We start from the raw sequence: 23,689 nt of genomic DNA, 5'->3' as shown, positions 1-23,689 counted from the left end.
GCGGTGAACGAGCTGCCGGTGGGTCGCCGGGTGGCCCAGTGGCGGGCCCGGCGGAACATGACCCAGCAGCAGTTCGCCGACCGCCTCGGCCGGTCGAAGAGCTGGGTGGACAAGGTCGAGCGCGGGGTGCGCCGGCTGGAACGGGTGTCCAGTCTCCGGGAGGTCGCCGACGCGCTCCGGATCGACCTGGAAGTGCTGCTGGCCGACCAACCCGGCCGGCCGGACCAGGCCGCCGCCGGTGTGGAGGGGGTCGGTACCGCCCTGTCGCGGTACCACGTCGAGGCCCCGACCGGACCGCTCGACGTGGTGGAGTTGCGGACCCGGCTGGACCACGCGGAGCAGAGCTACCGGCACGCCCGCTACCCGCAACTGCTCGCCCTGCTGCCCGGCCTGCTCGACGCCGCCCGCACCGCGCGGGCTGTCCGCCCCGCACGGGCGACCGCCACCCTGCTGGTCTCCGCGTACGGGCTCACTGCCCTGGCGCTGGTCAAGGCCGACCAGGGGGAGCTGGCCTGGCTGGCCGCCGACCGGCAGATGGCGCTCGCCCAGGCCACCGGCGACCTGCGGGTCGCCGCCGCTGCCACGGTGTCACTCGCGCAGGTTCTGCGGCACGGGGGCCGGCGACGCTCGGCGATGGAGGCCGCCGTCGTCGCCGTACACCGGCTGAGGTCGGTGTCCTCCGGTGCCCCGGCCGATCCGTCCCTGCTCGGGCCGCTGTTGCTCCAGGCCGCGTTCGCGGCTGCCGACCGAGGGTTGGACCGGGACGCGCGGCAGTTGCTCGACCAGGCGGCGGAGGTGGCGAGGGACGTCGGGGCCGGTGACGGCGGGTTCGGCCGGGCGGCGGTCGAGGCCGCGCGGGTGGTGGCCGAGGCTGCCCTCGGGGACGTCGCGGCGGCGACGGTACGACACGAGCGGCTGATTGCCGGCGGCGAGTGGCGGTGGCTGCCGACCGAGCACCGGGCCGCCTACCTGCTCGACGCTGCCCGCGCGTACGTGCTGGCCGGCGACCTGCGACGGGCGGGCCGGGCGCTGCTGGAGGCGGAACGCACCGCCCGGGGTGAGGTGCACGACCGCCCGGCGGTTCGGGACCTGGTCGCCGTGGTGGCGCGGTCCGCTGCCGCCCCGCCCGACCTGGCCCGCCTCGCCGCCGCCCTCCGCGTCACGTGAGTCATCCGCATGGCGGAGCCACGCGGTCGGCGCAATGTGCACGACGGTGAGGAGGTGGACGTGACCGAAGAAGCAGACGAACCGCGTGCCGACGGTGCCGACACCCCTGGGCGACGCCTGGTCCGGCACATGCGCGGACGGGGCAGCGCCCACGAGACCGAGGGCATGACGACGGACGAGCTGATGGACATGCTCCGCCCTCGTGACCCTGACGCTGACCGTCCCCAGGAATGACCGACGGTCAGGCGGTTGCGCCGACCGAGCGGTACACCTCCACGGTGCGTTCGGCGATGGCGTCCCAGGAGAAGTGCTCGACCGCGCGGCGGCGGCCGGCGCGGCCGAACTTCTCCACCCGTCCCGGGTCGGCGAGCAGCGCGTTGACCGCCCCGGCCAGGTCGGCGACGAACCGCTCCGGGTCCAGCGGGGTGCCGCTGCCGTCGGTCGCCTGCTCGATCGGCACGAGCAGCCCGGTCTCGCCGTCGGCGACCACCTCGGGGATGCCGCCGGTGGCGGTCGCCACCACCGCCGTCTCGCAGGCCATCGCCTCCAGGTTGACGATGCCCATCGGCTCGTAGACCGACGGGCAGACGAAGACGGTGGCGTGCGTGAGCACCTGGATCACCTCGTGCTTCGGCAGCATCTCGGCCACCCAGACCACCCCGGACCGGGTGGCCCGCAGCTCGTCCACCAGCCCCTCCACCTCGGCGGCGATCTCCGGCGTGTCCGGTGCGCCGGCCAGCAGCACCAGCTGCGCGTCCGCCGGCAGCGACCGGGCCGCCCGGAGCAGGTAGGGCAGGCCCTTCTGCCGGGTGATCCGCCCGACGTAGACCACGCTGGGTCGGGACGGGTCGACGCCGAGCCGGGCCAGCACGTCGGTGCCGTGGTCCGGGGCGTACTGGGCGGTGTCGATGCCGTTGTGCACCACCCGGACCTTCGCCGGGTCGACCGCCGGGTACGCGGTCAGCACGTCCCGCATCATGCCGGCGCTCACCGCGATCACCGCGTCGGCGGCCTCGATTGCCGTCCGCTCGCACCAGGAGGAGAGCGCGTACCCGCCGCCGAGCTGTTCGGCCTTCCACGGCCGCAGCGGCTCCAGGCTGTGCACGGTCACCACGTGCGGCACGCCGTGCAGCAGCTTCGCGGTGTGCCCGGCGAGGTTGGCGTACCAGGTGTGGCTGTGCACCACGTCGGTGCCGGCACAACCGGCGGCCATCGCCAGGTCGACGCCCATGGTCCGCAGCGCCGCGTTTGCCCCGGCCAGTTCGGCCGGCTCGGGGTACGCCGTCACGCCCGGCTCGGTGCGCGCAGCGCCGAAGCAGTGCACCCGGACGTCGGTGAGTCTGCGCAGCTCACGGGCCAGGTACTCGACGTGCACCCCGGCCCCGCCGTACACCTCCGGCGGGTACTCCCGGGTGAGCAGGTCGACGCGGAGCGGCGCGGAGCCGTCGGTGCGCGGCGGCGCGGAGTGGGTCATGTTCCGCAATGTAGTGCACCCGCCGCCGGCCCACCCGATACGCGGGCCATCCACGTGTACCGCCGTCCCGCCGAGTGAGGCGGCCGACGATGTGTCTGTACGAGTGGTGAAGTTCTACGCGGGTGGTTAGCGTCAGTCCATGGCTGAGAAGGTGCTCGCTGATGGCTGAGAAGGTGCTCGCGATCGTCCTGGCCGGCGGGGAGGGCAAGCGCCTGATGCCGCTCACCGCCGACCGGGCCAAGCCCGCCGTGCCGTTCGGCGGGATGTACCGGATGGTGGACTTCGTCCTGTCCAACCTGGCGAACGCCGGGTATTTGAAGATCGTCGTGCTGACCCAGTACAAGTCCCACTCGCTGGACCGGCACATCACCAAGACCTGGCGGATGTCGACCCTGCTCGGCAACTACGTCACCCCGGTCCCGGCCCAGCAGCGGCGCGGCCCGTGGTGGTTCGCCGGCTCGGCCGACGCGATCTACCAGAGCTTCAACCTGATCCACGACGAGCAGCCGGACCACGTGATCGTCTTCGGCGCGGACCACATCTACCGGATGGACCCCCGGCAGATGGTGGAGGACCACATCGCCTCCGGGGCCGGGGTGACCGTCGCCGGGATCCGGCAGCCGCTGTCGATGGCCGACCAGTTCGGCGTGATCGAGGTGGGCGAGGACGGCCGGCGGATCCGGGCCTTCCGGGAGAAGCCCACCGACGCGGTCGGGCTGCCGGACGCCCCGGACGAGGTCTACGCCTCGATGGGCAACTACGTCTTCACCACCAAGGCGCTCTGCGAGGCCGTCGAGCGCGATGCGGAGGACAAGACCAGCAAGCACGACATGGGCGGCAGCATCATCCCGATGATGGTGGAGCGGGGCGAGGCGAACGTCTACGACTTCCGCGACAACGAGGTGCCCGGCAGCACCGACCGGGACCGCGGCTACTGGCGGGACGTGGGGACGCTCGACTCGTTCTACGACGCGCACATGGACCTGATAAACGTCCACCCGGTCTTCAACCTCTACAACTTCGACTGGCCGATCTACACCGGGCAGCTGACCTACCCACCGGCGAAGTTCGTGCACCAGTGGGGCGAGCGGGTCGGCCGGGCGGTCGCCTCGATGGTCTCGCCGGGTGCGGTGATCTCCGGGTCGCTGGTGGAGAACTCGATCGTCTCCCCGAAGGTGAAGGTCCACTCCTGGGCGCACGTGGACGGCGCGGTGCTGATGGAGGGGGTCGAGATCGGCCGGCACGCGGTCGTCCGCCGGGCCATCCTGGACAAGAACGTGTACGTCCCCGAGGGCGCCGAGATCGGCGTCGACCTCGAGAAGGACCGGCAGCGCTACACCGTCTCGGACAACGGCATCGTGGTGATCGGCAAGGGTCAACGCGTCGAGGTCTGAAGCTGTCGTCCCCGTCCGCCGGGCCCACCCGGGCCGGCGGTCCGCCCGTGTAGGAGGTTGCAGAAGTGGTCCACGCCCGTGCCGGAAAGCCCGCCGAGCCCGCCGACCTGGTCGACGTGCCCCGGCTGGTCACCGCCTACTACGCCGAGCACCCCGATCCGGCCGATCCGGCGCAGCAGGTTTCCTTCGGCACCTCCGGGCACCGTGGGTCGAGCCTGCGCAACGCCTTCAACGAGGACCACATCCTCGCCGTCACCCAGGCGCTCTGCGACTACCGGCGGGCCAACGGCGTCGACGGGCCGCTCTTCCTCGCCCGGGACACCCACGCGCTGTCCGCCCCGGCGACGGTGAGCGCGCTGGAGGTGCTCGCCGCCAACGAGGTGACGGTGCTGGTCGACAGCCGGGACGGCTACACCCCCACCCCGGCGCTGTCGCACGCGGTGCTCACCCACAACCGGGGCCGTACCGCCGGGCTCGCCGACGGCATCGTGATCACGCCTTCGCACAACCCGCCGGACGACGGCGGGTTCAAGTACAACCCCACCAACGGCGGCCCGGCCGACACCGACGTGACCCGGTGGATCCAGGACCGGGCGAACGCGATCCTCACGGCCGGCCTGACCGGGGTGAAGCGGATCCCGTACGCGCGGGCCCGCGCCGCCGACACCACCGGGGAGTACGACTTCCTCGCCGGCTACGTCGACGACCTGCCGGCCGTGCTGGACATCGCCGCGATCCGCGACGCCGGAGTGCGCATCGGCGCGGACCCGCTGGGCGGGGCGAGCGTGGCGTACTGGGGCGAGATCGCCGAGCGGCACAAGCTGGACCTGACCGTGGTGAACCCGACCGTCGACCCGACCTGGCGGTTCATGACCCTGGACGGCGACGGCAAGATCCGGATGGACTGCTCGTCGCCGAACGCGATGGCCTCGCTGATCGCCGCCCGCGCCGACTACCAGGTCTCCACCGGCAACGACGCGGACGCCGACCGGCACGGCATCGTCACCCCGGACGGCGGGCTGCTCAACCCCAACCACTACCTCGCGGTGGCGATCGGTCACCTGTTCCGGACCCGTACCGGCTGGGGGCCGGACGCGGCGATCGGCAAGACCCTGGTCTCCTCGTCCATGATCGACCGGGTCGCGGCCGACCTGGGACGGCCGCTGCTGGAGGTTCCGGTCGGCTTCAAGTGGTTCGTGCCGGGGCTGCTCGACGGCACGGTCGGTTTCGGCGGCGAGGAGAGCGCGGGGGCGTCGTTCCTGCGCCGGGACGGCAGCGTCTGGACCACCGACAAGGACGGCCTCCTGCTCTGCCTGCTCGCCGCCGAGATCATCGCGACCACCGGCCGGACGCCCAGCCAGCACTACGCCGACCTGACCGAGCGGTTCGGCGCGCCCGCGTACGCCCGGATCGACGCTCCGGCCAGCCGCGAGGAGAAGGCGGTGCTCGGCAAGCTCTCCCCGGAGCAGGTCACCGCCACCGAGCTGGCCGGTGAGCCGATCACCGCCACGCTCACCGCCGCGCCGGGCAACGGCGCGTCGATCGGCGGCCTGAAGGTGACCACCGCCTCGGGCTGGTTCGCCGCCCGCCCCTCCGGCACGGAGGACGTCTACAAGATCTACGCCGAGTCGTTCCAGGGACCGGAGCACCTCACCCGGATCCAGGAGGAGGCGCGGGAACTGGTCTCGACGGTGCTCGGGCAGAGCTGACGCCCGGGGCCGGGGCGTGACGGTCCCCGCGTGCCGGTGGGACCGTCACGGCCCCGCTTCGCCGCCCGGACCGTCGTCCCGGTCCCCGGGTGCCGGTGGGAGCGTCACCGCACCGCCGTCCCGTCGTTGGCCCCTCCGTGGCGTCGACGAGGGGAGCACGACCGTGACCAGGGTGATGACCGTGGTCGGCACCCGGCCGGAGATCATCCGGCTGGCCCGGGTGATGGACCGGCTGGACCGGACCGTGGATCACGTCCTGGTGCACACCGGGCAGAACTGGGACCACTCGCTCTCCGAGGTGTTCTTCAGCGAGCTGCGGCTGCGCCGGCCGGACCGGTTCCTCGACGTGGACACGTCGTCCCTGGGGCGCACCCTCGGCGGCGTGCTGGTCGGCATGGAACAGGCGATCGCCGAGGTGCGCCCGGACGCCCTGCTGGTGCTGGGCGACACGAACAGCTGCATCGCCGCGCTGATGGCCCGCCGGATGCGGGTGCCGGTCTACCACATGGAGGCCGGCAACCGCTGCTACGACCTGAACGTGCCGGAGGAGACCAACCGCCGTCTCGTCGACCACGTGGCCGACTTCAACCTGGTCTACACCGAGCACGCCCGACGTAACCTGCTCGCCGAGGGGCTGCACCCGCGCCGGATCCTGCACACCGGCTCCCCGATGCGGGAGGTACTGGAGCACCACCGCCCGGACATCGACGACTCGGCCATTCTCGACCAGCTCGGCCTGACGCCGCGCGGGTACTTCCTGGTCAGCGCGCACCGGGAGGAGAACGTCGACGCCCCGGCCCGGCTCGGCCGACTGCTGGACTGCCTGCGCGTGGTCCGGGAGGAGTGGGGCCTGCCGGTGCTGGTCTCCACCCATCCCCGCACCCGTAAGCGGCTGGAGGCACTGGCCCCGGACGACAGCACCCTGGACGGCATCACGTTCCACGAGCCGTTCGGCCTCTTCGACTACGTACGGCTCCAGCTCGGGGCGAACTGCACCCTGTCGGACAGCGGGACGATCAGCGAGGAGGCGGCGATCCTCGGGTTCCCGGCGGTGACCCTGCGCGAGTCCATCGAGCGTCCCGAGGCGCTGGATGCCGGAGGGATCATCATGACCGGGCTGGACCCGGCGGGCGTGGTCGAGGCGGTCCGGGTGACCGTCGACCAGGTCGGGGCCGACGGGGTGCCCTGTCCGGCCGACTACCGGGTGCCGGACACCTCCCGTCGGGTGGTCGACTTCATCCTCTCCACGGTCCGCCGGCACCACGCCTGGGCCGGCGTCCGCCGCTGACCCCCGCCCGGACCGCCGGGGCGGGTCAGCGGCGGGGGCGGCCGAGTAGGTGGGTCAGTGACCGGGCGACCAGGTCGTCGCGGGCCGCCGGGGCCAGTCCCTCCAGCCCGAATCCGAGGTAGACGCTGTCGGCGGTGACCACCGCCGCGCCCTCCTCGAAGGCCCGCTGGCTGCGCGACCAGTCGTTCGAGCCGGGCAGGGAGCCGGGCGGCGGCCCGGCCACCGTCCAGCCGCCCAGGTCGGCCGTCTCGAACGAGGTCTCCGCGACGGTGGCCCCGTCGACGATCACCCGGGCGTCGTCCAGGAAGACGCCGAGCCCCTGGGTGCCCCAGTCCGAGACGTACGAGATCGCCACCTCGACCCGCTTGCCGGCGTACGCCGACAGGTCGACCGAGAACTCCTTCCAGCCGTTGGACGCGCCGGTGGCGGCGTGCCACTGCCCGGTGCTGCCGGTCGGCGAGCAGTCCGCGCCCTGGTAGTGCAGGAGGAACGGGTGCAGCTCGGTCGCCAGGCCGCTTTCGCAGCTGTCCCCGGTGTCGGTGCTGGTCTTGCCGTTGCGGTCCGGCAGGGTGGTCCAGTTGTCGGTGCCCACCTCGTGCGCCTCGACGATCATGAAGTCCCAGCTCGGCTCGATGTCGTACGAGGCGAAGAAGCGCAGCTCACCGCTGGTGGCGGAGGTCAGGTCGACGGTCCGGGTGAGCCGCTTGTACGCCTCGTCGGCCCGCCCGCTGTAGAGGTACCACCCGCCGGTGCGCGGGTCGAACGGTGCGCCGCCGGGACGCACCCAGTCCACCACCGCCGTGGCGGAGAACTGCGGGAACTGGTCCGGCGGCAGGAAGCTCGACGTGCTGAGCAGGGACGCCGTGTGGTCCTGGTTGCCGGCCGAGCCGGGGGCGTTCAGGGTGCCCTGGAAGCCGGCGAACGGTCCCTCGGATCCCCGTACCGGGTACGGGCTGCCGTCCGCGCTGCCGCCGTCGCTGACGTAGTTGAACGCGCCCAGCCAGTACTGCTGGAAGTCGTTGGACAGCGGCAGGCAGGTGGTGTCGTCCGGGTCGGTGCACTCGGCCGGCGCGGTCGGCTGGTAGACGTACCCCCCGTCGGAAGCCTGCGCGTACAGCGCGTACTTACCGCTGACCAGCACCTTGCCGCCCTCGTTGAGGTAGTCCCGGACGGCCAGCTCGGTTTCGGCAGCCGCGCGGGCCGCCGTGCCCGGCACCTGGCCGGGGGAGCGGGGGATGACGTCGTCGCCGGTCTCCCAGACCACCGCCCGGTAGTGCGACAGCACGCCCAGGTGGTGCGGGGCCGTGCGGCCCATCCGGTCGACGTCGTACACGTCGCTGGTGCGTCCGGCGGCGGTCAGCGCGGCGGCCACCTCGTCGGCGTACCTGGCGCCGGTCCCGTCCTGCTCCGGGCTGAGGCCGGTGACGTCCTCGGCGGCGAGGACCAGCACCTGTCCACCGATGTCGGTGTGCACCCGGTAGGTGAAGTGTTCGCTGGCGACCACGCCCCGGCCGCGCTTGGCGCCGGTGAACCAGACCTCCACCCGGTCGCCGGGCCTGGCTCCGGTGACCGTGCCGCGCAGCTCGGCGTAGTAGTCGTCGTGGGTGTCGCCGTACCGTTCGCCGCCGCGCCACTCGCGCACGCCGACCGTCTTCGGCCGGCCGCCGTTGACGGTGTAGTGCATCCGCACGGTGGTCAGCGCCCGCCGGGTGATCGCGGCGACCTGCTGGGTGCGGCCGTACGAGGTGTCGAAGGCGTCGACCACGAAGTCCGGGGTGCTCCGGCCGACCACCGAGACCGGGTCGTCCGGGTCGTGGGTGGACCGTGCCACCGCGAGCGCGAACGGAAGGTTCTTCGCCACCTCGGCGGCGATCAGCTTCTCGTCGTCGGGGAAGACGAAGCTGCTGACGCAGTCCTCGGGACGCCACTGGTCGTCGGGGTCGGACGCCGCCGCCACCTGGCAGGTGGACATCTCCGGGGTGAAGCCGAGCGCCCCGTAGTGGACGGTGGCGTGGCTGTCGGTGTCGCCGTTGGTGCTGTACAGCTCGGCGGAGAGATCCGGATCGTAGCCGGGGACGGCCGAGTGGTGGTCGTCGCCGACCATCGCCTGGTAGATCACGTCGTCCGGGGTGGGGGTGGCGACCTGCCAACCGACGCCGTAGAGCAGCAGGTTCGCCGCCGAGTGGTAGTTGACGAAGAACTCGAAGCCGACCCGCCGGAAGAGCCGGTCCAGGGCCTGGGTCTCCGGCTCGGAACCGGGGCCGGGGCCACGGTAGGTGTCGCTGGCCGGGTCGGGCGAGGAGCCCTCGTTGTCGTAGCCCCACTTGTAGGCGAAGTTGCGGTTCAGGTCGACACCGTCGGCAGAGGTGATCTTCCCGTCGTTGTCGTTGTCCCGCAGGTTCTTGCGCCACAACCGGTTGCCGGGGGTGAAGGTGTGGTCGTACCCGTCGGGGTTGACCACCGGCAGGAACCACAGCTCGGTGCTGTCCACCAACCGGGTGATCTCCCGGTCGCGGCCGTAGTTGTCCAGTACGTGGTGCATCAGCCGCCGGGTCATCTCCGGGGTGATCCACTCCCGGGCGTGCTGGGTACTGGCGTAGAGCACCGCCGGCCGCCGGCCGTCCGGCACGGTCCGGGCGTTCTTGGTGACCTTGACGGCGAGGATCGGCTTGCCCTGGTGGGTGCGGCCGATGCTCTCCACCTTGGTCAGCTTCGGGTACCGGGCGGCGGTGGCGGTGATCTCGTCCCGGATGCCACCCGGCGCGGAGTACGGGCGGAACGCCGTCCAGCCGTCGGCCGCCTGCTCGCGCAACGCCTGGGAGGCGTCCCGGCCGGCGACCCGCTTCACCCGCAGCGGGACGCCCCGGGCGGTCAGCCGGTCGGCCTGCCGCCGGGTCAGCACCGTCTCGACCGCGGTGGCGCCGCCGGGCCCGGTGCCCCGGTGGTCGTGGCCGAGGTCGACGCCGGCCGCCCGTAGCTGTTCGAGCTGCTCCGGGCCGACCGTGCCGACGTACACCTCCAGGCCGTCGTTGCGACCGGCTGCCTCGGACGGGGGCCGCGCGCTCGCCGGAGCGGTCAGCGCCAGCGCGCCGACCAGCGTGAACACGCCGACGACCGCCAACCGTGTGCGCCTCATCGGGCTCCCTTCGGTGGGGACGGACCTCTAGCGGCGAGCCTTCCGGACGCACTTTATGTATGTCAATGAGTCGATCGGATCGTCACTCCCTCCCTGGCCGGTTCGTTGGCGAAGGCGGATATATGTGTTCTTTCCCGGCTTTTGTCCTGTTGTCGTCGAGTAGGGTGCGGTCCTGCCCGAGCCGGGCAGCTGCTGTCCACCGACCCGCCGGCAAGGAGTGGACCACGACATGCGCACGCGTGAGACGTACGGCCCGCCACCCCGCACGGGGCCGGAGAGCGGCGGCCCCCCGGGACCGGCCCGCCACCGGCCGCCACCGGGCCGCCGCTGGTTGACCCTGCTCGTGCTGGCCGGCTACGTCGCCCTGTTGCACCACGTGTACCAGCACGACGTCGCGCCGCTGTTCGAGTACCTGAACCTGGTGTACCGCACGCCCGACCCGTGGAACTACGCCCTGGTGCTCGGCATGGTCACGCTGGTCGCCCTGGCGATGCCGCAGCGGATCGGCCGGCCGTCGGACTTCGTCCTCTGGATCCTGTTCGTGATGGTGGTGACGCCCAGCATCGTGGTTCCGCAGTACGCCGACATCCTGTCGACCGGCGCGTCGGTGGAACTCGCGGCGGTGGTGGCGGCGGTCTTCCTGTTGGTGATCTTCGGCGCGCGGATCGGCCCGTCCTGGACCCTGCGGGTCAGGGGAATCCACGTGCTCGACGTCTGGGCGATCGTGGTGGTCCTCTCCCTCATCACCTACGCCTACATGGCGGTGACGGCGGGGCTGAGCTTCCGGCTGGTGGGTCTCGGTGACGTGTGGGAGATCCGGTCGGCGTACCGGGACCAGGTCGTCGCCAGCGGTCCCGTGCTCGGCTATCTGGTCCGACTTCAGGGCCACGTGCTCAACCCGCTGCTCCTCGCCCGGGGCCTCTACGCGCGGCGGTGGACGATGGCGCTGCTGGGCGCGGTCGGCCAGATACCGATCTTCGCCGCCACCGGGTTCAAGCTGACCCTGCTCTCGATCCCGGCGATCGTCCTCCTCGTACTCCTCTTCCGCTGGCAGAACCGGCCCCGGGGCTGGACGATCCTGGCCGGCATCGTCGGGGTCGTCGTGGCCGCGCTGGTGGCCGACGCGCTGCTGGACTCCCTGCTCTACACCCAGGTCTTCGTCAACCGCATGTTCCTCGCGCCGGGTGTGGCCACCGCCGCGCACGTCATGGTCTTCGCGGACATTCCCAAGGCGCGGTGGGGGCACAGCTTCCTCCGGCCGTTCGTCGACTATCCGTACGACCAGGTGCCCGACCACCTGGTCGGCGCGGTGATGTTCGGGCGGCCCCAGACCTCGGCGAACGCCAGTCTCTTCGGCGACGGCTACAGCAACCTGGGGTACGGGGGCGTGCTCGTCGAGGCGGTCGTCCTCGTCCTGCTGCTGTGGGCGGTCGACGGCGCGGCCCGGCACCTGCCCCTGAAGGTGAGTGGCGCGATCCTGCTGGTGCCCAGCATCGCGTTGGCCAACGTCAGCGTCTTCACCAGCATCCTGTCGAACGGCTTCCTCTACGCGATCGTGCTGATGGCCTGTCTGCCGGCCGCTGGTTGGGAGCGTGGCGGACCCGCCCGTCCACGGCACCGCCCGCCGGCCGGGGTATCCGGTTGACCTCGGGCGTTCCGTACCTGGTTGGGGTGGTTTGTCGTTGTGGGGGAGTGCGTGCCGGACAGGAGGGTGGCCCGATGGGCTTGGGGCGAGGTGGTCCGCTGCTGCTCGGGACCGACCCCACCGGGGATCGGCCGAGGGCGGCGCGATCGGACGCAGGTGCGGTCCTGGCCACGTCCGGGGCCCGGGTCGGGGTGCGCGACGTCGCGATGGTGCTGCCACTCGTCGCCCTTCCCGCGGCCACCGCACTGGACGCCTCACGCGTGGTGACCGACCTGGTGTCGCCCCTGTCCGGCGGGACCGGCCCACTGCGGCACCTGCTCCTCCTCCTCGTCCTCGCCGCCGTCGCGGTACTGATCGTGGTGACCTGGGCCGCCCGGCGTTTCCGGGCACCGGCGGGAGCCCTGCCGTTCCTCGGCCTGTTCCTGTCCTTCCTGCCCGGCTTCGCGTTGACGTCCATGGGTGGGTACCAGTCCGGCAAGGCGTTGCAGATGCTGACCACGACCCCGGCCTTCGTCGTCGCCACGCTCCTCGTGGTCGACCGACCGGCCCGGCGGGTGGCGCTGGCCTGGGCCAGCGCGGGGATCGGGGTGCTCGTCGCGCTGCTGGCGGCGGTCCGTCCGGACCCGGCGTACCAGGCCGTCGACACGGTCGTCCTGGCCGGCACCGTCTCGATCACCACGGCCCGGCTCATCGGGTACGGCGTGGTGGGCCTGCTCTGCCTGGCCGTCCTGGTGCGCCGGTGGCGACTGGTGGCGTTGCTCGGGGTCGTGGCGCTCGCCGTGCCGCTGCTGAGAACGGGTTCCCGGGGGCCACTCGTCGCGCTGGCCCTCGCCGGACTGGTGCTCGCCGTCACCGTCAGCGGTACCTGGCGCTGGCGACTGCTGCCGCCGCTGGCCGGGCTGGGCGGCGTCACCGCCCTGACCGTCGCGACGGTCCTGCCGGAGGCGGTGGCGTCGCGCTTCGCGGTGCTCTGGGGCGGGCCGCTGGACGCCTCCGCGGAGACCCGGGTGATGCTCTCCGGGCTGGCCGCCGAGGTCTTCCTGGATCGTCCGCTCGGAGTGGGCTGGGGCGGCTTCGGCTCGGTGGTGCCGAGCGGCTCGCTGATCGTCCTGCCCGGCCTCGAGGACGCCATCTATCCGCACAACCTGCCGCTCGAGGTGGCCGTGGAGGGCGGTCTCACCGCGCTGGCCGGGCTGGTGCTGCTGGCGGTGGCCGTCGCCCGGGTGCTGTGGCGGCGCCGGGCGGACAACTCCGTGGTCGCCGTCGCCACCCTGCTGACCTTCGCCCTGGTCAACTCGCTGTTCAGCGCGGACCTCAACGGCAACTACCTGGTGTGGGTGTTCGCCGCCGCGGTTCTGGCGGCCGGGGGGCGGGGTCCGCGTCGGAGCGGGCCGGACCCGGCTCGCCAGGCGAGGGAGGGGCCGCGCCCGGAGGCCGGGACGCGATGAGACGGCTCCCGGCGCTGCCCGTGCCGAGCCGCGACCGGGTGGGGACGGCCGCCCTCATGATGGCGGCGCAGGTGGTGAACCTCGCCGGAATCCTGCTGGTCACCCGCCTCTACACCCCCGCCGCCTTCGGCCGCTACGCGGCGGTGGCGGCGGTGGCGGCGGTGGCCGGGGGAGCCGGGGCGCTGCGACTGGACGTGGCCGCCGCCACCGCCACCGAGCGGGACGCCCCCCTGCTCCTGCGGATCGCCGCCCGGCTCAACGGTGTCGTCGGCGTCGTCGTGGCGCTTCTCGCGGTGGCCTGGGCGGTGGTCGTCGGCGACCTCGACCGTTCCGCGTTCGTCGAGGCGGTCGCGCTCGGTGCGCTGACCACGGCCCTGGGCCTGTCCGGCACGATGGTCTACGCCCGGGTCCGGGACCGCCGCTACCGGCTGGTCGCGGTGGTCAAGCTGGCCACCGCGCTGGTGCAGAGCGTCGCGATGGTGGCCTTCGCGCTGTCCGGCGACCGCTCGGCGACCGCGTTGCTGGCCGCCATGGCACTGGGCTACGCGACCGGCGCGCTGCTGCTGTTCCGCCCGCGAAGGCCGGCCGCGGACGTGGGTGTCCGGGACGTGTTGCGGCGACACCGGCCCTTCATGACCGCCTCCGCCCCGGCGAGCCTGATCAACGGCCTGACCCTCAACGTTCCCCTGTTCTTCGCCGCCGCCGTGAGCAGCGTCGCCGCGGCCGACCTGGCCCTGGCCCTGCGGGTCGGCGTGCTGCCGTCCGCGCTCCTCGGCCAGGCGCTGATGCCCATCCTGTTCGGCGAGATCGCCCACCAGTTGCGGTCCTCGCCCCGACGCGCCCGCTCCAGCTACGACCGCGCGCTGGTCGGACTCTTCGTGGCCGGTGCCGTCCTGCTGACGGTGCTCGCGGTCGGCACGCACCTCGCCGCGCCGTTCGTGTTGGGCCCGGAGTGGGCCGGCGCGGCGACGGTGCTCCTGCTCCTGCTGCCGTTCCTGGTCGGGCAGTTCGCCGTCGTCCCGCTCAGTCAGACGCTCGCCGGCACCGGGGGCAACCGGGAGCAGCTGCGCTGGGACGTCGGGCGGCTGCTGACGACGGGACTGGTCTTCCTGCCGGCCCTGGCCGGCTGGATCAGTTGGCCGGTGTCCCTGCTGGTGTTCTCCCTCGCGATGGTCGGGTGGTACGGCGTCCACGTCCTGCTGACCCGCGCGGCCCTGAGCCGGGCCCGTGCCGTCGAGGGTCAGCCGGTGGACGGCGACCGGGTCGCGGACACCCGATCGGGGACCGCGCGGCGGGGCACCGCCGGCCCGCTGACCCCGGCCGGGAGCGGCCGGACCGCCGGTGAGCAGGCGTGACCGGGGCGACGTGGTGCCCACCACCCCGACGAACCCACACGGAGGAATCATGATCGTCGACGCAGACCTGATCACCACCGCGCACTGGCGGCTGCGGGTGCCGACGGAGCCGCCGGCCGGTCGGACGGTGTGCGTGCCCACCGTCCACCCGGTCGGCGACCGGCGGGTGCTCCGGTGTGCCCAGGCGGTGCTGGACGCCGGCTTCGACGTCCACCTGATCTGGCTCGGGGGCGAGCCGGGCGAGTCCCGCCCGCACCCCCGGGTCCGGGAGACCCGGCTGCCCGAGCCGACCTCGGTCCGGCAGCGGCTGCGGCTGGTGCCGGCGGTCGCCGCGGTCGCCGAACGGATCCCCGCCGACCTGTGGCACATCCACGACTACTACCTGCTGCCGCACGCCCGGCGCTGGTCCCGCCGTACCGGCCGACCGGTGCTGTACGACGTGCACGAGTACTACCCCGAGTACTACTCGCAGCGCTTCGCCGCCCCGGCCCCGGTGCAGCACGCCGCCCTCCGGTTGGTGGCCGGGGCGGAGCGGTGGTACGCCGGCCGGCTCGGCGCCGCCAACGCGGTCAGCGAGCAACTGGCCGACCGGTTCCGGGCGCTGGGCCTGCCCGCCGTGGCGACCCCGAACTACCCGTCGGTCGACGCCTTCGCCCGGCCGCCCCGGCCGCTCACCCCGGAGCTGCTGCGCCGGGTCGTGCACACCGGCAGCCTGACCACCGACTACGGGGCCGACGTGCTGGTCGGGCTGGCGGTGGAGTTGGCGCGGCGGGCGCCCGAGGTGGAGGTGCTGGCCGTCTCCCGGTTCCCCAGCGAGGCGGCCCGGCGGCGGTTCACCGAGGCGGTGGAGCGGGCCGGCCACCCGACGAACCTGCGGATGCTGGACCCGGTGCCGGCGCACGAGGTGGCGGACCTCCTGGCCACCTGCGGGATCGGGCTGTCCCTGATGCAGGACGTGGGGGAGGCCCGGCTCTCGGTCAATTCCAAGTTCTACGAGTACGCGATCATGGGGCTGGCGGTGGTCACCTCGGACCTGCCCGCCGCCCGCCACTTCGTCGAGAACTCGGCGGTGGGGCGCTGCGTGCCGCCGGCCCGGCCCGACCGTTTCGCCCAGGCGGTCACCGACCTCGTCGCCGACGCCGACGCGACCTGCGCCGCGGTGAACCGGGTCGCCGAGCGGGCCCGGGACGAGTTGTCCTGGGAACGGACCTGCGCGCCGCGACTGCGGGCGCTCGTCCGCGACCTGGTCGGCACGGATGGCGGGGTGCCCGGTCAGGTCGTTCCCGGGCGTACCTCGGTCGCCGCCGACCGGTCGTAGCGGCCGGCGGCCCAGAGCCGTGGTGGGGCACCGAGCGTACGACTTCGCGGATCCCCAGCTGCCTCACCAGTCACTATCGTGCCAATCTTCCGAATTATGCGTTTCTTCGCTTTTTCGGTGCTCGTTGTTCCGGTGTCACGACATGTGGGAACGACGAAACGGGGGCTCCGCGTGACCGTGTTGCCTGCCGGGTGCCGGGTGTTGATCACCGGTGGTACCGGCTCCTTCGGACAGACGATGGTGCGACGCCTGCTCGACCGGGACGTCGCCGAGATCCGGGTGCTCAGCCGGGACGAGGCCAAACAGGACGCCATGCGCCGGGTGCTCGGCGACGACCGGGTCCGCTACCACGTCGGCGACGTCCGGGACCTGGACTCCGTCCTGAACGCCACCCGCGACGTCGACCACGTCTTCCACGCCGGGGCGCTCAAACAGGTGCCGTCCTGCGAGTTCTTCCCCCTGGAGGCGGTCCGGACCAACGTCCTGGGCAGCGCCAACGTGATCGAGGCGGCGGACCGCCACGGCGTCGGTTCGGTCGTGCTGCTCAGCACGGACAAGGCCGTCCACCCGGTCAACGCCATGGGGATCAGCAAGGCCCTGATGGAGAAGGTCGCCCAGGCGTACGCCCGGAACAACCCGCGCAGCCGGACCACCGTCTCCTGCGTCCGGTACGGCAACGTCATGTACTCCCGGGGCTCGGTGATCCCGCTCTTCGTCGAGCAGATCCGGGCCGGGCGCGCGCCGACGGTCACCAACCCGACGATGACCCGGTTCCTGATGTCGCTGGAGGACTCGGTCGAGCTGGTCGAGCACGCCTTCACCCACGCCCGCCCCGGTGACGTCTTCGTCCGCAAGGCGGTGGCGTGCACCATCGGCGACCTCGCCGAGGCCGTCTGCCAGCTGTTCGACGTGCCCACCAAGATCGAGATGATCGGCGTACGGCACGGCGAGAAGCAGGACGAGACGCTCGCCAGCCGGGAGGAACTCGCCCGCGCCGACGACTTCGGCGACTTCTTCCGGGTGCCGGTCGACGCCCGCGACCTGAACTACGCGCTCTACGTCACCGAGGGCGACCTCGGCGGGTCCACGGCCGAGGACTTCACCTCGGCCAACGCGCCCCGGTTGGACGTACCGCAGATCGTGGAGCTGCTCCGCACGCTCCCGGAGATCCGCGCGGAGCTGGCGCTGCGCGACCCGGTGCTGGCGTGTTGAGGGTCGCGGTCACCGGGGCGGGTGGCTTCCTCGGCTGGCACGTCCGGGTGCTCGTCCGGGCGCTCGGCTGGCCGGACCCGGTCGTGCTCACCCGCGCCGACCTGACCGACCCGGCGACGGTGGCCGCCCGGATCGCCGGCGTCGACCGGCTGCTGCACCTGGCCGGCGTCAACCGGGGCGACCCGACGCAGGTGGCCGCCGGCAACGTCCGGCTGGCCGCCGCCCTGGCCCGGGGACTGGAGCGCTGCCCGGAGCCGCCGGCTGCCGTGGTCTACGCCAACTCGGTGCAGGCCGGCAACGGCACCCCGTACGGCGACGCGAAGGCCACCGCCGCCGCCTCCCTCGCCGCGGTCCGCCCGGACCTGGTCGACCTGCGCCTGCCCAACCTGTACGGCGAGCACGGCCTGCCGTACTACAACTCGGTGGTGGCCACCTTCTGCCGGCTGCTCGCCGAGGGCGGTCGACCCGAGGTGCACGACGACCGCACGCTGACCCTGGTGCACGTCACCGACGCGGCGGCCCGGCTGCTGGGCGCGCCCGCCGGCCACCCCTGGGACGCCACCATGCCCGGGTTGCGCATCGGGGTACGCGAGCTGGCGGCGCTGCTCACCGGTTTCGCCACCACCTACCGCACCGGGGAGATCCCCGACCTGCCGGACCGGCACGCGGTACGGCTGTTCAACACCTACCGGTCGCACTGCTTCCCGGAGCACTACCCGATGCCGCTGACCCGCCGCGCCGACGTGCGGGGCGACCTGGTCGAGACGGTGAAGGCGCACGGCGGCGGGGGGCAGACGTTCTGTTCCACCACCCGACCCGGAGCGGTCCGGGGGGAGCACTTCCACCTGGCCAAGCTGGAACGGTTCTGCGTGCTCCGGGGCACGGCGGAGATCCGGCTGCGCCGGGTCGGTGACGACACCGAGGTCCGGTTCCCGGTCCGCGGCGACGACCCCGTGGTGGTGGACATGCCGACGATGTGGGCGCACCACATCGTCAACACCGGCCCGGAGGACCTGCTCACGCTCTTCTGGACCAACGAGGTCTTCGACCCGGCCCGCCCCGACACCTGGCCCGAGGCGGTCGGGCAGTCCACCCCCGAGCCGGCCGCCGCCCTGGCCGGCTGACCCCCGGCCGGCGGCACACGCTCCCCCGGCCGGACGCCCGGAGCCCCGCCGACCGGACGGTCGGCGGGGCTCCGGCTCACCGCCGCGCCGGGCTCAGCGGCCGAGGACGGCCTGCACGGTACGGGCCAGGATCAGCAGGTCACCGAGGAAGCTGCGGGTCTCGACGTACCGGACGTAGAGCTCCACCTTGCGCGGCAGCACCACCGAGACGTAGTACTCCTCCGGCCGGTCCGCGTGGGCCAGTTCCGCCGACTCGTTGCGGTACGCGATCGACGCCGGATCGGTGATGCCCGGCCGGACCGACAGGATGCGCCAGCGGGCCACCGACGGCCAGTGGTCGACGTAGCGCCGGACCTCGGGCCGGGGGCCGACCAGGCTCATCCGGCCGAGCAGCACGTCGTAGAGCTGGGGCAGCTCGTCGAGTTTGCCGGCCCGCAGGAGCCGACCGACCCGGGTGATCCGGTCGTCGCCGTCGGAGGTGACCTCCGGTCCCGGCGCGGCGCGCATGCTGCGGAACTTGTGGATCCGGAAGGGGCGGCCACGTCGGCCGGTGCGCTCCTGCCGGAAGAGCACCGGTCCGCCGTCCTCCGCGCGGATCGCCAGGGCGATCACGAGCAGCAGCGGGGCGCAGAGCACCAGCCCCACCGCCGCGACGACGATGTCGAAGAACCGTTTGATCATTGCAGAACCTTGCTGACGGTACGGATGACGAGGTCCACCTGTCCGTCGTCCATCGCCGAGAAGAGCGGCAGGCTGACCACCCGCCCGAACTCCCGGCTGGCGACGGGGAACATGTCGTCGGTCAGGGCGAGCCGACGACGCCAGTAGGTGTGCTGGTGCAGCGGGATGAAGTGGACGCTGCACCCGACGCCGTGCCGGGACATCTCGACGACGAACCGGTCCCGGTCGACCGGCGCGTCCGGACGCAGCCGGGCCACGAAGAGGTGCCAGGCGTGCACGTCCGCCTCCGGCGCGGGGGCGGGCAGGTCCAGCGGCAGACCGGCGAAGGCCGCCCGGTAACGACCGGCGATCTCCTCCCGTCGTCGCCGCATCGACTCGGCGCGGGCGAGCTGCACCAGCCCCATCGCCGCCGCCGGGTCGGTCAGGTTGTTCTTGAAGCCGGCCTCGACGACGTCGTACCGCCAGGCGGGCCGGTCGCTGCGGTACCGGTCGAAGCCGTCCCGGTCGAAGCCGTGCAGCCGCATCACCCGGACCCGGTGGGCGAGGTCGGGATCCCGGGTGACCAGCATGCCCCCCTCGCCGGTGGTGATGGTCTTGGTGGCGTAGAAGCTGAAGACCGTGGCGGCGGTCGGGCCGGCACCGACCGGCACGCCGGCGCTGGTCGCGGGGAAGGCGTGCGCGGCGTCCTCGACCACGGCCACGCCGTGTCGGCGGGCGAAGTCGTGCAGCCGGGGACCGTCGACCGGCTGGCCGGCGAAGTGCACCGGCAGGACGGCGACCGTGCGCCCGGTGACCTTGCCAGCGGCGTCGGCGAGGTCGATGTTGAGGGTCGCCGGGTCGACGTCCACCAGCACCGGGACCGCACCGAGGTGCACCACCACCTCGGCGGTGGCGGTGAAGGTCCAGGTCGGCACGAGAACCTCCGTGCCGGGGCCGACGCCCAGCGCCTCCAGCGCCAGGTGCAGCCCGGCGGTCGCCGAACTCAGCGCGACGGCGGTGGTACCCGGACCGCAGTACGCGGCGAACCGCTCCTCGAACTCGCGCACCAGCGGGCCGCTGGAGAGCCAGCCGGACCGGATCGCCGACGTGACCGCAGCGATCTCCGCCTCCCCGACATCGGGGAACGCGAAGGGAAGAGTGCGGTCGTCCATGCCGATCCTCCTGCATATGCGTTTTACGCACCAATTGATGCGGCTGAGGATAGACTTTCGCCGTCCGTTAGATGGCTGATTTCACGTATTGCAGCCGTTTGAGAAGAATCGAGGTGCGGGTGTGCGCGTCGGCCTGCTCAGCCAGTGGTTCGACCCGGAGCCCGGCCCGGCCGCGCTGCCCGGCGTCCTCGCCCGTGGCCTGGCCGCCCGGGGCCACCACGTCCGGGTGCTCACCGGGTTCCCGAACTGGCCCACCGGGCGGCTCGCCCCCGGCTACCGGATGGCCCGCCGCGCCGACGAGGTCGCCGACGGGGTCCACGTCCGGCGGGTGGCCCTCTACCCGAGCCACGACGGTTCGGCCCTGCGCCGGCTGGCCACCTACGGCTCGTTCGCCGCGTCCGCGCTCGTCTCCGGCACGCCCGCGCTGCGCGGCCTCGACGCGCTCTGGGTGAGCAACTCGCCGATCACCGTCGCGGCGCCGATGTGGTTGGTCCGGTACGCCCACCGGGTGCCGGTGGTGCTGCACGTGCTGGACCTGTGGCCGGACAGCGTCCGGGCCAGCGGCTTCCTCGACGCCGGACGCCCCGGGCGTCCGCTCGCCGAACGGGCGATGCACGGCTGGTGCGCGGCGATGTACCGGGCCGCCGCCCGGGTCGCCTACATCTCGCCCGGCGTCGGCGAGCTGCTGGCCCGGCGTGGGGTGCCCGAGGAGAAGCTCGTGCACATTCCGATGTGGGCGGACGAGAACCCGGTGCCCCCGACGCCCGACCTGCGCGCCGAACTCGGCATCACCGCGGACCGGATCGTGCTGGTCTACGCCGGCACGCTGGGCGAGGCCCAGGGCCTCGACACCCTGGTCGACGCGTGCGCCCAGGTCGACGACCCCCGGCTGCTCTGCCTGGTCGCCGGCTCCGGCACCGCCGAGCGGCGGTTGCGCGACCGGGCCGCGACGGTCGGCCTGACCAACCTCCGCTTCCTCGGACGCCTGCCCGGGGCACGGATGCCCGCCCTGATGGCGGCGGGCGACGTCCACTACGTCGGGCTCCGGCCGGGCGGCATGTCGGCGTACACCATGCCGAGCAAGGTGCAGGCCACCCTCGCCGCCGGTCAGGCCCTGCTGGTGGCCGCCGAGGGGGACGCCGCCACGGTCGCGCGGGACAGCGGAGCGGGGATCACCGCCCGCCCCGGCGACCCGGCGTCGGTCGCCGCCGCCATCCGCGAGGCCTGCCAGCTCGGCCGGGAGAAACTGCACCTGCTCGGCGCGGCCGGCCGGGAGTACTACGAACGGACCTTCTCCGTCGCCGCCGGGGTCACCCGGATCGAGGCGGCGTTGCGGGAGGCCGTGGCGGTCGGGGGCCGACGGTGACCGGAGCCGACCCCGGCGGGACCGCCGCGCTGACCGGCCACGACGTGCCCGCCGCGGCCGACCTGCACCTGCGGGCCTTCCCACGGTTCTTCCTGTCCAGCCTGGGCGCGCCGTTCCTGCGCGAGTTCTACGCCGGGTTCGTCGACGACCCGGACGCGGTCACCGTGGTGTCGCGGGGCGACGACGGCCGGCTGCTCGGGGTCGTGGTCGGCACCGTCACGCCCGACGGCTTCTTCGGTCGGCTGCTGCGCCGGCGCGGTCACCGGATGGCCGTGGCCGCCATCCGTCCCGCCCTGCGCGATCCTCGCGCCGTCGGGCGCCTGGTACGCGGCCTCGCGTACCGGGGGGACGTTCCGGTCACGACGCGTGGGGCGTTGCTCAGCTCGATCTGCGTCGACCCGCTGGCTGCCGGTGGCGGCCGGGGCCGGCAGCTGATCGACGCGTGGTGGCGGCAGGTGCGCCAGCGCGGGGTACGCGACGCCTACCTGACCACCGACGCCGACGACAACGACCCGGTCAACGCCTTCTACCGGCGGGCCGGCTGGACGCTGACGGGGGACTACGTCACCCGGGAGGGACGGCGGATGAACTGCTACACCGTCTCGGCCGGTTCGACCGTCCGGGCAGGACGCGTCGGGACGACCCCGGACGGGTAAAGTGCTGCGGCCGGCGGCAGGAACGCCGCCCGACCGCGGGGAGCTCGTCCGTGCTGCACCTGAGGATCATCACGCCGGCCGACCGGTCCGAGGCGGTGGCCGACCTGCTCGCCGCCGACCCGGGGGTGGCCCACCTGGCCGTCGTTCCGGGCGCCGCCCGCCAGCCGGCGGGTGACCTGATTCTCTGCGACGTGGTCCGGGAGAGCGCCGACCACGTGCTGCACCGCCTCCAGGAACTCGGTGTGGAGGCCCGGGGCGGGGTGAGCGCGGACGACGTCGAGCTGACCCTCTCCGCCGCCGCCGAGCGGGCCGCCCGGGATGCTCCCGGCCACGCCGACGACGCCGTCGTCTGGGACGAGATCGCCGCCAAGACGGGCGAGCAGACCGAACTCTCCGGCACCTACCTGGTGCTGATCGTCGTCGCCACCATGCTCTCCGGCATCGCGGTGCTGCTGGACCAGCCGATCCTCATCGTCGGCGCGATGGTGGTCGGTCCGGAGTTCGGGCCGCTCGCCGCGCTCTGCGTCGCCCTGCTGCGCCGCAACCCCCGGATCATCGTCCGGTCGGTGCAGGCGCTGGTCGTCGGCTTCCTGGCCGCGATCGTGGCCACCATCCTGAGCACCTGGGCGTTGACCGCCGCCGGCCTGGTGGACAAGGGGATGCTGCTCGCCGAACGGCCGGTGACCGATTTCATCTGGCGTCCCGACGCGCTCTCCTGGGTGGTCGGGCTGCTCGCCGGGGTCGCCGGCATGCTCTCCCTCACCTCGAAGAAGTCCGGCAGCCTGGTCGGCGTGCTGATCTCGGTGACCACGGTGCCGGCCGCCGCGAACGCGGCGGTCGCCCTGGCCTACGGGGTGTGGCACGAGGCGGGCGGTTCGATGCTCCAACTGCTGATCAACGTCTGCGCGATCGTGGTCTCCGGGCTGCTCACCCTGGCCGTGCAGCAGTTCTGGTGGTGGCGCGTCGCCCGACGCGCCACCGGACCGGTCACGGCCAGTCGTCCCCCGCGTCGAGTCGTCGGGTGAGCAACTCCCGTAGCGGGACGGAGTCGCCGTCCCGGCCGCCCTCCCCGACGACCAGCGGTGCCGGGTGGGGCTGCGGCGTCGCCCCGAACAGCCGGGACCGCAGGCCACCGGGGACGGTCAGCAGGTAGAACCGCCCCTCGACGTCCACCGCCCGGGTCGCGGCGCGGTCGACGTACCAGCCGGTCAGGCCGGTCCGGTAGCGGCCACCGCCGGAGTAGGAACCGGCCACCAGCGGAGTCGGCCGCAGCCCGCGCCGGGTCGCCTCGGCGACGAACCAGGCGACCATCCCGGCGGCCTCGGCCCGCTCGGCGGCACGGCGCCGCTCGTCCGCGTCGGCGTGCGCCCGCACCGCCCGCTGTCGCTGCTCCCGCCAGTCCCCACCCACACCCCGACGGTACGCGCCCCGCCCGCCCCGCCCCGGGGGTGGCCCGCTGCGTCGGAGTGGCCCGCTGCGCCCCGCCCCGCGGGTGGCCCGCTCCGTCGGAGTGGCCCGCAGCGCCCCGCCCCGCGGGTGGCCCGCTCCGTTCCGCCGATCCCGGG

19 protein-coding genes are annotated in these 23,689 nt (G+C 73.2%); 14 read left to right on the top strand and 5 right to left on the bottom strand.

Annotated elements, in window-relative coordinates; translation table 11 throughout:
- The first annotated feature begins 3 nt into the window (after positions 1-3).
- Together AB0F58_RS12400 and AB0F58_RS12395 are read left to right on the top strand one after the other, a co-directional pair.
- Positions 4-1,167, top strand: a complete 1,164-nt coding sequence (locus tag AB0F58_RS12400) for a helix-turn-helix domain-containing protein (protein ID WP_357142000.1) — start codon at positions 4-6, stop codon at positions 1,165-1,167.
- A 60-nt stretch (positions 1,168-1,227) separates the two neighbouring features.
- Entirely contained in the window at positions 1,228-1,401 is a 174-nt protein-coding gene (locus tag AB0F58_RS12395; RefSeq protein ID WP_357141997.1) for a hypothetical protein, read from the top strand.
- A 7-nt stretch (positions 1,402-1,408) separates the two neighbouring features.
- Here the strand turns inward: AB0F58_RS12395 and glgA are convergent, their stop codons facing one another.
- Positions 1,409-2,641 (bottom strand): glycogen synthase, encoded by a 1,233-nt coding sequence (gene glgA / locus AB0F58_RS12390; RefSeq protein WP_357141994.1) that lies wholly within the window; start codon positions 2,639-2,641, stop codon positions 1,409-1,411.
- Between the two features lie 161 nt (positions 2,642-2,802).
- Here glgA and glgC point away from each other — a divergent pair, with 161 nt between their 5' ends.
- The 3 genes from glgC to wecB all read left to right on the top strand — a co-directional run bounded on the left by glgC (position 2,803) and on the right by wecB (position 7,032).
- Positions 2,803-4,035 carry a glucose-1-phosphate adenylyltransferase gene (gene glgC / locus AB0F58_RS12385; RefSeq protein ID WP_357141991.1) on the top strand — a complete coding sequence of 411 codons (1,233 nt, stop codon included), beginning with the start codon at positions 2,803-2,805 and terminating at the stop codon, positions 4,033-4,035.
- A 65-nt stretch (positions 4,036-4,100) separates the two neighbouring features.
- A complete protein-coding gene (gene pgm, locus AB0F58_RS12380) occupies positions 4,101-5,744 on the top strand; it encodes a phosphoglucomutase (alpha-D-glucose-1,6-bisphosphate-dependent) (RefSeq protein ID WP_357141988.1) in 1,644 nt (547 codons plus the stop codon).
- 163 nt (positions 5,745-5,907) lie between these two features.
- Positions 5,908-7,032, top strand: coding sequence for a UDP-N-acetylglucosamine 2-epimerase (non-hydrolyzing) (gene wecB, locus AB0F58_RS12375; RefSeq protein ID WP_357141985.1), 1,125 nt, complete (start codon positions 5,908-5,910; stop codon positions 7,030-7,032).
- A gap of 25 nt (positions 7,033-7,057) precedes the next feature.
- On the opposite strand, the gene AB0F58_RS12370 is transcribed toward wecB, so the two are convergent.
- Positions 7,058-10,168 carry a M14 family zinc carboxypeptidase gene (locus AB0F58_RS12370; protein ID WP_357141982.1) on the bottom strand — a complete coding sequence of 1,037 codons (3,111 nt, stop codon included), beginning with the start codon at positions 10,166-10,168 and terminating at the stop codon, positions 7,058-7,060.
- A 229-nt stretch (positions 10,169-10,397) separates the two neighbouring features.
- On the opposite strand from AB0F58_RS12370, the gene AB0F58_RS12365 reads away from it, so the two are divergent.
- The 6 genes from AB0F58_RS12365 (at position 10,398) to AB0F58_RS12340 (ending at position 18,270) form a co-directional block, all read left to right on the top strand.
- Positions 10,398-11,813, top strand: a complete 1,416-nt coding sequence (locus AB0F58_RS12365) for a hypothetical protein (protein ID WP_357141979.1) — start codon at positions 10,398-10,400, stop codon at positions 11,811-11,813.
- Positions 11,814-11,887: 74 nt separating this feature from the next.
- Positions 11,888-13,261, top strand: a complete 1,374-nt coding sequence (locus tag AB0F58_RS12360; RefSeq protein WP_357141976.1) for an O-antigen ligase family protein — start codon at positions 11,888-11,890, stop codon at positions 13,259-13,261.
- The gene (locus AB0F58_RS12355; RefSeq protein WP_357141973.1) at positions 13,258-14,616 is read left to right on the top strand and encodes an oligosaccharide flippase family protein; all 1,359 of its coding nucleotides are present in this window, start codon (positions 13,258-13,260) and stop codon (positions 14,614-14,616) included. The genes AB0F58_RS12360 and AB0F58_RS12355 overlap by 4 nt, the downstream gene beginning before the upstream one ends.
- A 49-nt stretch (positions 14,617-14,665) precedes the next feature.
- The gene (locus AB0F58_RS12350; RefSeq protein ID WP_357141970.1) at positions 14,666-15,934 is read left to right on the top strand and encodes a glycosyltransferase; all 1,269 of its coding nucleotides are present in this window, start codon (positions 14,666-14,668) and stop codon (positions 15,932-15,934) included.
- 171 nt (positions 15,935-16,105) lie between these two features.
- Positions 16,106-17,146 carry a polysaccharide biosynthesis protein gene (locus AB0F58_RS12345; RefSeq protein WP_357141967.1) on the top strand — a complete coding sequence of 347 codons (1,041 nt, stop codon included), beginning with the start codon at positions 16,106-16,108 and terminating at the stop codon, positions 17,144-17,146.
- On the top strand, positions 17,140-18,270 hold the full coding sequence (locus AB0F58_RS12340; protein WP_357141964.1) for an NAD-dependent epimerase/dehydratase family protein: 1,131 nt from the start codon (positions 17,140-17,142) through the stop codon (positions 18,268-18,270). The genes AB0F58_RS12345 and AB0F58_RS12340 overlap by 7 nt, the downstream gene beginning before the upstream one ends.
- Before the next feature lie 93 nt (positions 18,271-18,363).
- Here the strand turns inward: AB0F58_RS12340 and AB0F58_RS12335 are convergent, their stop codons facing one another.
- Positions 18,364-18,951 (bottom strand): sugar transferase, encoded by a 588-nt coding sequence (locus AB0F58_RS12335; RefSeq protein ID WP_357141961.1) that lies wholly within the window; start codon positions 18,949-18,951, stop codon positions 18,364-18,366.
- Positions 18,948-20,102, bottom strand: a complete 1,155-nt coding sequence (locus tag AB0F58_RS12330) for a DegT/DnrJ/EryC1/StrS family aminotransferase (RefSeq protein WP_357141958.1) — start codon at positions 20,100-20,102, stop codon at positions 18,948-18,950. Before AB0F58_RS12330 ends, AB0F58_RS12335 begins: the two co-directional genes overlap by 4 nt.
- Before the next feature lie 121 nt (positions 20,103-20,223).
- On the opposite strand from AB0F58_RS12330, the gene AB0F58_RS12325 reads away from it, so the two are divergent.
- From AB0F58_RS12325 to AB0F58_RS12315, 3 genes are read left to right on the top strand one after another with little or no spacing between them, the layout of a single operon-like run.
- Positions 20,224-21,468, top strand: coding sequence for a glycosyltransferase family 4 protein (locus AB0F58_RS12325; protein ID WP_357141954.1), 1,245 nt, complete (start codon positions 20,224-20,226; stop codon positions 21,466-21,468).
- Positions 21,465-22,124: a GNAT family N-acetyltransferase gene (locus AB0F58_RS12320; RefSeq protein ID WP_357141951.1), complete on the top strand. Its 660-nt coding sequence runs from the start codon at positions 21,465-21,467 to the stop codon at positions 22,122-22,124. The genes AB0F58_RS12325 and AB0F58_RS12320 overlap by 4 nt, the downstream gene beginning before the upstream one ends.
- A gap of 50 nt (positions 22,125-22,174) precedes the next feature.
- Positions 22,175-23,149: a DUF389 domain-containing protein gene (locus AB0F58_RS12315; protein WP_357141948.1), complete on the top strand. Its 975-nt coding sequence runs from the start codon at positions 22,175-22,177 to the stop codon at positions 23,147-23,149.
- On the opposite strand, the gene AB0F58_RS12310 is transcribed toward AB0F58_RS12315, so the two are convergent.
- The gene (locus tag AB0F58_RS12310; protein ID WP_357141945.1) at positions 23,112-23,534 is read right to left on the bottom strand and encodes a hypothetical protein; all 423 of its coding nucleotides are present in this window, start codon (positions 23,532-23,534) and stop codon (positions 23,112-23,114) included. The genes AB0F58_RS12315 and AB0F58_RS12310 overlap by 38 nt on opposite strands.
- Positions 23,535-23,689: the final 155 nt, after the last annotated feature.

This window comes from Micromonospora sp. NPDC023956 (assembly GCF_040639195.1).
In the GTDB taxonomy this organism is placed as follows: domain Bacteria; phylum Actinomycetota; class Actinomycetes; order Mycobacteriales; family Micromonosporaceae; genus Micromonospora.
The sequence above is the reverse complement of the archived record's forward strand: the minus strand, read 5'-3'. Positions and strand labels throughout refer to the sequence as shown.